The sequence below is a fragment of the Streptococcus suis genome (assembly GCA_024583055.1).
GTDB lineage: Bacteria > Bacillota > Bacilli > Lactobacillales > Streptococcaceae > Streptococcus > Streptococcus suis_V.
On record CP102145.1, the window covers coordinates 1,803,633 to 1,815,991 of the forward strand.

The window sequence follows — 12,359 nt, forward strand, 5'->3', positions numbered from 1 at the left end:
GTTTAACAAAAAATGTAATTATGAAAAATTTCAAAGAAAGGAAAATTATGAAATTAGAAGAACTGGCTCACTTTACGGGAGGTAGTTTACAGGTTCGCTTGGATACTACCAGCTGGGAAGATGCTAGAGACTATATCCTCTACAATCAGCAACATCATCAATTGGATGGTTATGAGGTGATAGAAGAAGTGATAGATAGTCGGACTGTGAGGACAGATAGAGAAGTGACTGTGCTAGAAGAAGGTGATTTGCTCTTTAGTTTACTTTCAGGGAAGGCTGTTTTAGTGAGAGCGGAGCACACAGGCTTACTCTATACACAAAACTATATCAAAATTGAGCCCAATGCAAAGCTGGATAAGGTCTTCTTGCTGTATCTGATCAATGAATCCTCGTCTATTAGACGGCAGTTTTACCAAAGCTTACAGGGGAGTGAGGTAATGAAATATACAGTCAAGCAACTGAAAAGTTTACAGCTAGGCGCCTTGCCTCCTTTAGATAGTCAGCAGAAACTAGGAAAGATTTATTTAGATGGATTAGCCTTACGGCAGAAGCGTCAAGCTTATGCGCAAGGAGATTTTTTACGACTAACATATTTGTTAAAGGAGGTTTACGCACATGAATGAATTAGCATTTGAAACAGAATTGATTCAATATATTACGACAGGGACCATTACACAGCCGGAGCACCTAGAAGGTTTAGAATGGTCTGTTAGTGATTCTTCGACCCTTTATGCAGTCAAATCTAAACTGTGGACTTATGAGCCGGGTATCAAGACAACGGAGCAATTATGGGAAAATTTTCGTAATATTCTCTGGCAACACAACCAACATCGACTGGACAAACCCTTGAGCAATACCGAGTTTGCTCAGGTCAAGCAGATTATTTCAGATCTGAAGACACCTTATGAGGCTGGCCAGTTTTTATATGGAATTAGCGGTGTTTCCGAATTGGAAATTACACTTGATGATGGACGACATACATTTTTGACAGTATTCGACCAACGTAAGATAGGCGGTGGGGACACTGTCTACCAAGTGGTGAACCAAATTCGTAGGGCTCCTAAAATCCCTGGACGACGAGAATGTATATTCGATACAACCTTGCTGATTAATGGCTTACCTATTATTCAGATTGAAGAGAAAAAGGATACGGTAGATGTGGACAAGGCATTGAACCAAATGCACCAATATATCCAGGAACGGCAATATACGGATATTTTTTCTACCTTGCAGATTCTAGTCGCTATCGCCCCCAACAATGTTCGCTATATGGCCAATACCACTGCGGAGAAATTTAATAAGGACTTTGCTTTCCACTGGCAGCGTAAATCTGACGGTAGTAAGGTTCGGAATTGGAAAGAATTTGCGGATTCCATGCTCAGTATTCCTATGGCTCATCAGATGGCGACCAACTACATGATCTTAGATGGGACACCGCAGAAACAAATGCTGAAAGTCATGCGTCCCTATCAAGTTTACGCCACTCAGGCGGTCATTGAGGGGATAAAAAAAGTCGATTTTGAACTAGGCTGTAACAAGGTTGGCTACATCTGGCATACAACAGGCTCAGGGAAAACAATCACTAGTTTTAAAACAGCTTGGCTGGCAAGTCGAATGCCCAAGGTAGACAAGGTTGTCTTTCTAGTGGATCGTATCGCTTTGACCAATCAGACTAAGGATGATTATCTGGCTTATGATCCAGAAGCTGGGGAGAATAGTTTTGGCAGTATTCGAGAAACTCAAAATACCACAGCCTTGGCACGGCAGTTGACTAGTAAGGATAGTGGGATTATCGTTACTTCTGTGCAAAAATTGGATACACTGGTGAAGAGAAAATCTTTCAAATCACCAGATAAGCATATCGTGTTTATCGTTGATGAAGCTCACCGCTCAACTGGTGGAGATAGTTTTGCAGGGATTCAAAAGGCTTTTAAGAAAGCGGCTTGGATTGGCTATACAGGAACACCCAACTTAGATGATACAGGTGCTAGTCTGCGGACGCAAGATATTTTTGGCCCTCTGCTTCATGCCTACACTATTAAAAATGCCATTAGTGACCGCAATGTGCTAGGGTTTAAGGTGGATTTTGAGACAACCATCGATCAGGAAAAACTAAAAACAACTTACTTACCAGATTTTTATCGGCAAAAATACCCGAAGTGGACAAGTGCACAGATTGAAGAAAAGATTGCCAATCTAAGTCCAGATGATATGGATGATGCGGTGACTTCTAGCGTCTATGATGAAAATCCAGAGCATGTTCGATTGGTAGTCGAAGATGTCTTCAAACACTGGGCAAATCGCTCCGGCAATGGCCGTTACAATGCCTTGTTCACCACCCACGTAGGTGGAGGCAGGGCCTCCACACCCATGGCTATGATGTATTTCCGAGAGTTTCAACGAATCAATCAACTGCATCGAGAGCAAGGAGGTCTGGTCTTGAAGGTGGGAGTGACCTTTGCCTTGAATACTCAAAATAATGATAGCATGGTCGTGTCAAATACTGGTTTGCTTGAAGCTATTACGATCTATAACACAGAATTTGGGACGTCATTTGGCTTGTCAGATGTTGCTTCTTATACAGAGGACCTGGTTAGTCGCCTCAATAGAACAGCCAAGGACAAGAACTACTTAGATTTGGTGATTGTCGTGGATCAGTTATTGACAGGTTTCAATGCTCCTGAGCTCAATACTCTTTATGTTGACCGAACCTTAAAAGGAGCTAGTCTTATCCAGGCCTATTCTCGTACCAATCGTGTGGAGGATATGGATAATAAACCTTTTGGACGGGTGGTCAATTACCGCTGGCCAGCTCATAATGAGAAATTGATGAATCAGGCCTTGGCCATCTATGCAGATGATAGTGCTGCCAATTTATCAGATGCGGAACAAAAAAACAACAATGAAAAAAATGGATTGGTGGCTAAGCCTTTCAAGGAAGTATTTGCTGAAGTCAAACAAACGGTCGACCAATTGAGAGAGTTGACGGGTGATTTCAATGATATTCCGAAGTCTGAGAAAAAGCGTGAGGCTATGTTGGAATTGCTCCGTGCTTACAATCAAGGTCTGTCTAAGCTCAAACAGTATCAGCCGGAGGAGGTTGATGGGGTGATTGAAGGATTTGATTACAATCAGCCGGACCGCTTTATTGAAAGTTTGGGAATGTCTGTAGAGGAAGAAAAACTTTTGACGACGGTCTTAGCCAACGAATTGAAACGAACCTTGGCGAAAGAGCAAAAAGTTAGCATTCACCAAATTGAACTCAAGATGACTCACATCAAGGAAGTGACAATTGACTACGATAAATTGACCGAACTGGTTGAGCTCTTGCTGAATCAGGTTTACGAAGAGAAGATGGTAGAAGCCGCAGCTACCAGGGATGAATTGGATAGATTTGCAAGCGGTTTGGAAGACCTCAACTATGCTGACCAGATTCGTCAAACAGGGGATGCAATCTATCGAGGTGATTTTCCGACACAAGATATGAACTTTGCTTATCCAGTCAAGGGGATTGATAGTCAGAAGATTATCCAAGAAGCCTCGCATGTTTACATTGACAAGAAGCTCTTTGCTTTCCGAATCCAATGGGGCTTGACGGAACATATCCGCAACCAAGAACTACGAGAGTTGTTGGCGAGACATCGATATGGTCAGAATGACTTGGATGATACCGGACACTTACGTACCTTGATAAAAGAAGCTAGTCGCGATTACCAGACCTGGGCAGAAGGTGATGCTGTTAAAGGCTTGAGCAAGATTCAGTACCGTAATCAGTTGAGACAAGCACTATATGATTTGGCCGACGACTTGGTTGGGCAATAGGTTGCGATTTTGTTGGATGATAGCGTATAATAGAATGGAAATCGTCCGAAAAATTGCAAAAATAACTTTCAAAAATGAAACAAAAAGAAAGTAGAAAAGGAGGGACTATGACAAAAGAAAAATCAACCGTACCACGATTGCGCTTCCCCGGATTCACGGACGCTTGGAAACAGCGTAAGTTGGGGGAGGTTGCGATTTCGTTTGACTATGGTTTAAATTCGGCAGCAACTGAGTATGATGGTGAAAATAAATATTTAAGAATTACTGATATAGATGATGACAGCAGAGAGTTCAATATTAGTAACTTAACTTCTCCCGAAATAAACCTATTTGGTCTTGATGAATACAGATTAAGTATTGGAGATATTCTATTTGCACGAACAGGGGCCAGTGTCGGCAAAAGCTATATTTATAGAAGTGTAGATGGAAAAGTTTATTTTGCAGGGTTCTTGATTAGAGTAAAAATCAAAGATACTTTTAATCCTGATTTTGTTTTTCAAAATACCCTTACTTCAAATTATGAGAGATTTATAAGTATCACGTCTATGCGTTCAGGACAACCTGGGGTCAATGCGCAGGAATACTCAAATTATGAAATCATGTTCCCTACCCTTCCCGAACAAGAAGCCATCGGCAGCTTCTTCTCCGACCTAGATCAGCTTATTACTCTTCATCAGCGTAAATTAGATGATGTTAAAGAATTGAAGAAGGCTTTGTTACAGAAAATGTTTCCGAAAGGGAATGGAAACGATTTTCCTGAGCTAAGATTCCCAGAATTTACGGACGCTTGGAAACAGCGTAAGTTGGGGGAGGTAGGAAGTACCTATACTGGATTATCTGGTAAAACTAAAGATGATTTTGGTCATGGAGATGGGCGCTTTGTCACCTATATGAATGTGTTTTCAAACTCTGTTAGTTCGGAAGATATGCTAGGATTAATAGAAATAGATGAAAAACAGAATCGAGTGCTTTGGGGAGATGTATTTTTTACGACTTCTTCTGAAACCCCTGAAGATGTTGGGTTATCATCCGTATGGTTGGGTCAGGCAGATAATATATACTTAAATAGTTTCTGTTTTGGATTTCGACCGAAGATAAAAATTAATCCATATTACCTTGCTTATATGCTCCGTTCTCCTATTGTGAGAAGGAAAATTGTATTTTTAGCTCAGGGTATCTCTAGGTATAATATTTCAAAAAATAAGCTAATGGAACTTGAAATTTCCCTCCCCGCCCTCCCCGAACAAGAAGTCATTGGTTCCTTCTTCTCCGACCTAGATCAGCTTATTACTCTTCATCAGCGTCAGTTGGATCATCTGAAACTGTTGAAAAAGGCGCTGTTACAGCAGATGTTTATATAGAAAGAGGTCAGTATGACATATTCGCAGGATTATTTAGATGACCTTCTGGTACGAATGGCCTATCATTCCAGCGGGATTGAGGGGAATACCATTTCTCTGCCTGAGACGGTTTCGATTATTTTGGAAAGTACGCTACCTGGCAAGCACAAGAGTATCCGTGAATTTTACGAGATTGAAAATCACAAACAAGCCTTCCAAGCTCTGCTATTTGCCTTAGATAATGGGGAAGAGCTGAGTTTGGGACTGGTTAAGGATATTCATGCCTTGTTGATGGACCGCCTCCAGCATGATCGGGGGCAGTTTAAGTCGGTGCAAAACGCTATTATTGGTGCGACTTTCAAGACTGCATCGCCAGAGGAAACACCTTTTCTCATGCAACAGTGGGTGGATAATGCCAACTATCGCTTGGGGTTGCCTTTGGAAATAGCTGAGCTGTTAGAGGTGCTGGCAGATGTGCATATTCAGTTCGAGCGTATTCACCCATTCAGTGATGGGAACGGCCGGACAGGACGGCTGATTTTGATGTTTCAAAGTATGCTCAAATTGGGAGCACCCGTACTGATTAGTAAGGAAGATCGAGCTCTTTATATGGAGTTGCTAGCGGAACAAGATGTGACTGGATTATCCCAATTGCTCAAACGCTCCTTGGAGTTTGAGCAGGAACGAAAAAACCAGTTTTAAGTCGAGTTTTCAGAAAGCGACTTTCAATCGGAACTATTATTTTTGCCTGAAAATACAATGAAAGCCCTACTTTCACAACTACTTGGAAACAGCGTAAGTTGGGGGAGGTTGCGGACTTTTCCATAAAAACAAACTCACTTTCTAGAGATAAGTTATCATCGTATTTTTATGAAGTTCAGAACATTCATTATGGGGATATTTTAACAAAATATGATGCTATTTTAGATGTATGTAACAAAGAACTTCCATCAATTATTGGAAGTACGATTTCAGACTTTGCAGATGCTTTACTTATTGAAGGAGATATTGTTTTCGCGGATGCGGCAGAAGACTCGACTGTTGGGAAAGCTATTGAAGTTCGAAATTTTAAGGGTAAGTATGTTGTTTCTGGTTTACATACGATAGTTGCTAGGCCGAAAGTTTCTTATGCCCCCTACTATTTAGGTTATCTAATTAATTCAACTGCATACCATAATCAAATTTTACCTTTGATGCAGGGGACAAAAGTGAGCTCAATTAGTAAGGCTAATTTAAAATCCACGACAGTAGTGTTCCCCACACTCCCCGAACAAGAAGCCATCGGTAGCTTCTTCTCCGACCTAGATCAGCTTATTACTCTTCATCAGCGAAAATGAGATTTTGAGTAAAAAATGAAACAACATGAAAGGATTACAAAAACATGTCAAAAACTATTCAAGCCATTACCAATCAGATTTGGTCTATGGCCAATGAATTGCGAGGAAACATGGATGCTTCGGAATATAAGAACTATATCCTGGCCTTCATGTTCTATCGCTATCTATCTGAACATCAAGAGCGTTTCTTGGTGGAAGATGAAATTATCAGTCCTGCTCCAGGGGAAACTGTTCAGGATGCCTATGCACGAGAAGCAGTTGGAAATGACTTGGTGGAGTATTTGGAAAATACAGCTTCTCACCTTGGATACGCGATTGCACCAGAAGATACCTGGGCAAGACTGGTAGCCAAAATTGATAACAGTGAGATTGTAGCGAGTGACTACCAGACGATTTTTGATCATTTTAACGCCAATGTAGAACTCAATCAGGATGCTATGGAAGATTTCAGAGGCGTCTTTAATGACATCAATCTAGGGGACTCTCGTTTGGGCAATTCAACGGTTGCGCGTGCAAAATCCTTGAACAGTATTGTGAAATTGATTGATAGCATTGAGTATAAAAATGACGAAGGAAAAGATATTCTGGGAGAAATCTACGAGTATCTTATTGGGCAGTTTGCTGCTTCGGCAGGTAAAAAAGGTGGAGAATTTTATACCCCGCATCAAGTGAGTAAGATTTTAGCCAAGATTGTTACTTTAGGTTTGGAAAAATCAGATACTAGCTTCTCTGTTTACGATCCAACCATGGGTTCAGGGTCTTTACTACTAACAGTGCGTAATGAACTACCTCAGGGTCAGCATATCAAATTCTATGGCCAAGAAATGAACACAACTACTTATAACTTGGCACGGATGAACCTGATGATGCATCAGGTCGGCTACAGCAATATGATTTTGAATAATGCTGATACCTTAGAAAGTGACTGGCCGGACGGGGTGAATGAATTTGGAATCGATCAGCCACGTAGTTTTGATGCGGTTGTTGCAAACCCACCCTACTCTGCTAAATGGGACAATCGTGAGTCCAAATTGAAGGATCCACGGTTTATGGAATACGGTAAGTTAGCACCAGCCTCTAAAGCGGACTTTGCCTTTATCTTACACAGTCTTTATCATCTGAATAATACAGGGACCATGGCCATTGTTTTACCACACGGAGTGCTCTTTAGGGGAGCAGCAGAAGGTCATATTCGCAAACTGATTATTGAGAAAAATTACCTGGATGCAGTTATTGGCTTGCCAGCTAACCTGTTTTATGGCACAGGTATTCCAACCACTATTCTAGTCTTCAAAAAAAATCGTCAGACCAAGGATGTCTTCTTTATCGATGCGAGCAAGGAGTTTGAAAAAGGGAAGAACCAGAATCACCTTTCCGATGATATGGTAGAAAAAATTGTAGAGACCTATCATAATCGTCAGTCTGTTGACAAATATGCTCATTTGGCATCAATAGAAGAAATTGTAGAAAACGACTACAATCTAAATATTCCTCGTTATGTTGATACTTTTGAGGAAGAGGAAGAGATTGATATCGGGCAAGTAACGCAGCAACTAGAACAAGATAGACTAGAGATTCGGGCTCTAGAAGATAAGATTCGTCAACAATTAAAGACTTTGGGAGTAGATTTTTAGATAAATGAAAAGAGCGAGTAGGAATTCTACTTGCTTTTTGAATATCCACAATTGCAATACAAATCAGAAATTCGCTTACCATTCTGCTGTCGGTTTTTATATAGTCGAATGAATTAGCTTTCAGACAAGGAACTGAGGTGCAGGCAGTACTAGAGTAGAGCAATTCGAAAGTTGCAATGTTTCAAAGCTAATTCAAATGTCTATAGTTTTTTCCGAAACAAAAAAACGCATAAAATTATGTAGTTAAAACTTGCTTTTATGCGTTTTGTTATATCCATCTGTTCTTTGTTAGCTTTAGTTAAGTTCAGATTTATCTGGTAAAAGTATGGCTAGAATGATATAGGCAGTTAAAAAAGGTAAATTAGTGATAATGGCCAAGAAGATGACTACCAATCGAACGTTTTCTAATTTCCAACCGTAGTTTTCGTATAGATTGAAGTAATCATACAGGCCAGCGATGACACCAGCAAGCTCCTTGCGGTTTTTATCTTTGTATAACGTCTTTTTCATACTCTTGTCCTCCTAAGGCTAAGGTTTGATTACTTCCGCCCCACCCATATACGGACGGAGAACTTCTGGAATGGTGACAGAACCGTCTTCATTTTGGTAGTTTTCAAGGATGGCAGCCACGGTACGACCAACTGCTAAACCAGACCCATTGAGGGTGTGGAGCAATTTAACCTTGCCGTCAGCAGCGTCGCGGTAGCGGATTTGGGCACGGCGAGCTTGGAAATCTTCTGTGTTGGAACAGCTTGAGATTTCACGGTAGGTATTTTGGGCTGGAATCCAGACTTCCAAGTCGTAGGTCTTAGCAGCTGAGAAGCCCATATCGCCTGTGCAGAGGGCTAAAACGCGGTATGGCAAGCCTAATTTTTGAAGGATATTTTCTGCATTTGCGGTCATTTTTTCCAATTCATCATAAGATTGCTCCGGTGTGGCAAATTTGACCATTTCAACCTTGTGGAATTGGTGAAGGCGGATAAGACCACGGGTGTCACGACCAGCAGAACCAGCTTCAGAACGGAAAGAAGGGCTCATAGCAGTGAAGTAAATAGGTAGATCTTTTTCTTCCAAAATCTCGTTGCGGTAGTAGTTGGTCAATGGCACTTCAGCAGTTGGGATGAGGACGAAGTTAGTGTCTGCCAACTCAAAGGTATCTTCCTTGAACTTAGGATATTGACCAGTACCGAACATAGAGTCATGGTTGACCATGTAAGGCGTGATGATTTCTTGGTAGCCTTCTGCGATATGCTCGTCCAACATGAAGTTGTAGAGGGCACGCTCCAAGCGGGCACCCAAGTTTTTGTAGAAGAGGAAGCGTGCGCCAGTTACTTTTGCACCACGTTCCCAGTCCAGAATATCGAGGTCTTCGCCCAAATCCCAGTGAGCTTTTGGCTCGAAAGTGAATTCACGCGGTGTCCCCCAACGGCGAACTTCCACGTTTTCTTCTTCATCTGCACCAACAGGGACAGAATCGTGCGGCGTATTTGGAAGAACTGCAAGGATGGCATTTAGTTTTTCATCAATTTCCAAGAGTTGAGCATCCAAGTTTTTTACATCAGAAGACAATTTTTGCATAGCCGCAATCTTGTCATCAGCATTTTCCTTGTTGCGTTTTGCTTGGGCAATCTCCGCAGAAACGGTGTTGCGCTCTGCTTTCAATTCCTCTACAGTAACCAAGATTTCACGGCGTTTTGCATCCAATTCCTTGATGTTTGCCAAGGTTTCAGCAGCCACACCACGAGTAGCTAATTTGGTAGCCACTCCGTCAAAATCTGTACGAATACGTTTGATATCTAACATAGATGTCTCCTTTAGAATAAAAAAACACAGAATGAGAGATGCTGGAGCGATATTTACCGCGGTCCCATCCAGCTTCACATTCTGTGCACTTTAAGTATGTCATTTTTAGCCAACGGTAGAATTTCCAAACCTTAACCTATCTGCTCGCAGCGACCGCAGACTTTCTGAAAAGCTCCAGCATGTACTTATCCGTTTGGTTTATTATACTTGATTTTTTATTTTTTGGCAAATAAATTTGAAAATTTTTGACCAATTGTCTGTAGAAGAGTTGGTAATTTCACAACTTTTTCGTTGCCAATATGGTCACGAGCAATTTTCAAAATTTTTCCAGAGTCCTTAGAGGCAAAGAGAAATTTGCCACTATCTGTAAAGATTTCAAAGTGGCGGCTGATTTTCTTGCCGGATACGTTAGCTCCAATGGTTTCAATGTTTTTCCAAGGAATTTGAATATAATCTTCAACGTTTCTATCGGAATAAAATTCAATCGCCTGATCACCGAGGAGAAATTTTCCCACTGTTCCACCGGCAATGTTCAAATAGGAAACGCCTGTTGTCGAAAATTCGACTGATTTGTTTAAGGATTGTGCCATAGCTACCTCGCTTTCCTACCTATTATATCAAAAACCCCGCGATTGCGGGGTTACATTTCATTACATGATACCAGCCAAACGAGCTAGGATACCAACAGCGAAGAGTGCCACGATGATGGTGATTGGAGAAACTTTTTTCTTGAGCAACCACATGCAGAGGAAGGTCAAGAGCAAGCCAGCCAAGCCAGGTATGAGTGAGTTCAACTGAGCTTGAAGGGTGTTGGTTTTTTCAGCAGTTAAGCTCAGTCCACCTAAGGCTTGTCCCAAGATGCCTTGCAATTCAGGGCCTGCTACATTGCCTTCAGGGAATACAATGTAAGCACCTTCTGACAATTTTGTCGATGGCAAGTCGATGGTGAAGTTGATGGATACCCAACGTTGAACCAAGACAGCCAAGATGAACATACCAAGGATAGAAGCACCTTTTGTGATGTCTTGAAGGATACCGCCTGATAAGTCTTTAGTAATTTCTTTACCAGATTTGTAACCAAATTCTTGTGTGTACCAGAGGAAGCTCATACGGATAGCATTCCACAATACGAAGAAGAGGAATGGGCCCGTTATGTTACCGGATTGGGCAAGTGATGCACCAAGGGCACCAAGGATAGGACGCACTGTAAACCAGAAAACGGGGTCACCGATACCGGCAAGAGGTCCCATCATACCGATTTTCACACCTTGGATAGCAGTGTTGTCGATTTCAGTACCGTTTGCTTTTTCTTCTTCAAGGGCAAGGGTTACACCGATGATTGGAGCAGCAACGTATGGGTGTGTGTTGAAGAATTCCATGTGGCGCTCAAGAGCAGCGGCACGGTCTTCTTTTGTTGTGTAGAGTTTTTTCAATGCTGGGATAAGTGAGTATGCCCAACCCATGTTTTGCATCCGTTCGTAGTTCCAAGAACCTTGAAGGAAGGTTGAACGCCACCAAACTTTTTGACGGTCAGATTTTGTTAATTTTAATTGTTCAGTCATTTGTCCTACCCCTCTCTAATAGTCTTCTAAAATATCACCGATTGGGTCACCTGATGCAGCCACAGCGCCACCATTTCCACCTTTTTTAGAAAGGTTGAGGTAGATAAAGGCGATAGCTACACCAATAACCCCCATGGCAATAAGTGTTAGTTCAGAAATAGCAGCCAGAGCAAAACCGAGGGCAAAGAATGGCCATACTTCACGAGTTGCCATCATGTTGATAACCATTGCGTAACCTACAGCAACGACCATCGCACCACCGACTTGCATACCACCGCTGAGCCATTCAGGCATTTTTTCAAGTATACTTTGAACAGCTTCAGATGGGATAGCAAGAAGGAGACCAGCAGGAATAGCAATACGCAAACCTTGCATGGCAAGGGCAATCAAGTGGTAACGTTCTATTGCAGCGAAATCACCTTCTTTAGCTGCTTTGTCACCAGCGTGAACAAGGGCAGTTGACAAGGTGCGTACAATCATTGTCAAGAAGAGACCAGCCACCGCAAGTGGAATAGCTGATGAGTAAGCGAAGGTGATCCCTTTCATCGTGAAATCGCCACCTTTAACCATGATGATGGCAGCCGCAACAGAGGCCAAGGCTGCGTCTGGAGCTACGGCAGCACCGATGTTTGCCCAACCAAGAGCCAACATTTGAAGAGTACCACCAAGGATAATACCTGCTTCAAGATGGCCAGTTACAAGACCGATGAGGGTACAAGCCATCAGTGGTTGGTGGAATTGGAATTGGTCAAGGATACCTTCAAGACCAGCAAGGAAGGCAACGAAAACGACCAAAATCATAGAAATCAATGAAATATCCATAATTAATCATAATCCTTTCATGTTAGATCCCTGTTACCC

Annotated in this window: 10 protein-coding genes and 1 pseudogene; 6 read left to right on the plus strand and 5 right to left on the minus strand. The window is 41.9% G+C overall.

Going from position 1 to position 12,359, the window contains the following annotated elements; all coding sequences use genetic code 11:
- Window positions 1–47: 47 nt before the first annotated feature.
- From NQZ91_09050 to NQZ91_09075, 6 genes and pseudogenes are all read left to right on the plus strand, one after another.
- Complete coding sequence (locus tag NQZ91_09050) at window positions 48–623, plus strand: restriction endonuclease subunit S (protein UUM57486.1); 576 nt, start codon at window positions 48–50, stop codon at window positions 621–623.
- Window positions 616–3,822 (plus strand): HsdR family type I site-specific deoxyribonuclease, encoded by a 3,207-nt coding sequence (locus tag NQZ91_09055; GenBank protein ID UUM57487.1) that lies wholly within the window; start codon window positions 616–618, stop codon window positions 3,820–3,822. The genes NQZ91_09050 and NQZ91_09055 overlap by 8 nt, the downstream gene beginning before the upstream one ends.
- A gap of 107 nt (window positions 3,823–3,929) precedes the next feature.
- Complete coding sequence (locus NQZ91_09060) at window positions 3,930–5,183, plus strand: restriction endonuclease subunit S (GenBank protein ID UUM57488.1); 1,254 nt, start codon at window positions 3,930–3,932, stop codon at window positions 5,181–5,183.
- A gap of 12 nt (window positions 5,184–5,195) precedes the next feature.
- On the plus strand, window positions 5,196–5,864 hold the full coding sequence (locus NQZ91_09065; GenBank protein UUM57489.1) for a Fic family protein: 669 nt from the start codon (window positions 5,196–5,198) through the stop codon (window positions 5,862–5,864).
- Between the two features lie 92 nt (window positions 5,865–5,956).
- Window positions 5,957–6,499 (plus strand): annotated as a pseudogene (locus NQZ91_09070) (restriction endonuclease subunit S).
- A gap of 44 nt (window positions 6,500–6,543) precedes the next feature.
- A complete protein-coding gene (locus NQZ91_09075) occupies window positions 6,544–8,133 on the plus strand; it encodes a type I restriction-modification system subunit M (GenBank protein ID UUM57490.1) in 1,590 nt (529 codons plus the stop codon).
- A gap of 294 nt (window positions 8,134–8,427) precedes the next feature.
- Here NQZ91_09075 and NQZ91_09080 read toward each other — a convergent pair whose 3' ends face one another.
- The 5 genes from NQZ91_09080 to NQZ91_09100 form a co-directional block, all read right to left on the minus strand.
- The gene (locus NQZ91_09080) at window positions 8,428–8,643 is read right to left on the minus strand and encodes a PspC domain-containing protein (protein ID UUM57491.1); all 216 of its coding nucleotides are present in this window, start codon (window positions 8,641–8,643) and stop codon (window positions 8,428–8,430) included.
- An 18-nt stretch (window positions 8,644–8,661) separates the two neighbouring features.
- Entirely contained in the window at window positions 8,662–9,936 is a 1,275-nt protein-coding gene (gene serS / locus NQZ91_09085; GenBank protein UUM57492.1) for a serine--tRNA ligase, read from the minus strand.
- A 215-nt stretch (window positions 9,937–10,151) separates the two neighbouring features.
- Window positions 10,152–10,526, minus strand: coding sequence for a DUF956 family protein (locus tag NQZ91_09090; protein ID UUM57493.1), 375 nt, complete (start codon window positions 10,524–10,526; stop codon window positions 10,152–10,154).
- A gap of 60 nt (window positions 10,527–10,586) precedes the next feature.
- A complete protein-coding gene (locus NQZ91_09095) occupies window positions 10,587–11,498 on the minus strand; it encodes a PTS system mannose/fructose/sorbose family transporter subunit IID (protein UUM57494.1) in 912 nt (303 codons plus the stop codon).
- A 15-nt stretch (window positions 11,499–11,513) separates the two neighbouring features.
- On the minus strand, window positions 11,514–12,323 hold the full coding sequence (locus NQZ91_09100) for a PTS mannose/fructose/sorbose transporter subunit IIC (protein UUM58852.1): 810 nt from the start codon (window positions 12,321–12,323) through the stop codon (window positions 11,514–11,516).
- Window positions 12,324–12,359 lie beyond the last annotated feature (36 nt).

What these genes read in the sequence shown, in the direction of transcription:
- NQZ91_09065 (UUM57489.1), top strand. Translation starts at nt 5,196, where the DNA reads ATGACATATTCGCAGGATTATTTAGATGACCTTCTGGTACGAATGGCC.
- NQZ91_09095 (UUM57494.1), bottom strand. Translation starts at nt 11,498, where the DNA reads ATGACTGAACAATTAAAATTAACAAAATCTGACCGTCAAAAAGTTTGG.
- NQZ91_09050 (UUM57486.1), top strand. Translation starts at nt 48, where the DNA reads ATGAAATTAGAAGAACTGGCTCACTTTACGGGAGGTAGTTTACAGGTT.
- NQZ91_09055 (UUM57487.1), top strand. Translation starts at nt 616, where the DNA reads ATGAATGAATTAGCATTTGAAACAGAATTGATTCAATATATTACGACA.
- NQZ91_09075 (UUM57490.1), top strand. Translation starts at nt 6,544, where the DNA reads ATGTCAAAAACTATTCAAGCCATTACCAATCAGATTTGGTCTATGGCC.
- NQZ91_09060 (UUM57488.1), top strand. Translation starts at nt 3,930, where the DNA reads ATGACAAAAGAAAAATCAACCGTACCACGATTGCGCTTCCCCGGATTC.
- NQZ91_09080 (UUM57491.1), bottom strand. Translation starts at nt 8,643, where the DNA reads ATGAAAAAGACGTTATACAAAGATAAAAACCGCAAGGAGCTTGCTGGT.
- NQZ91_09090 (UUM57493.1), bottom strand. Translation starts at nt 10,526, where the DNA reads ATGGCACAATCCTTAAACAAATCAGTCGAATTTTCGACAACAGGCGTT.
- serS (UUM57492.1), bottom strand. Translation starts at nt 9,936, where the DNA reads ATGTTAGATATCAAACGTATTCGTACAGATTTTGACGGAGTGGCTACC.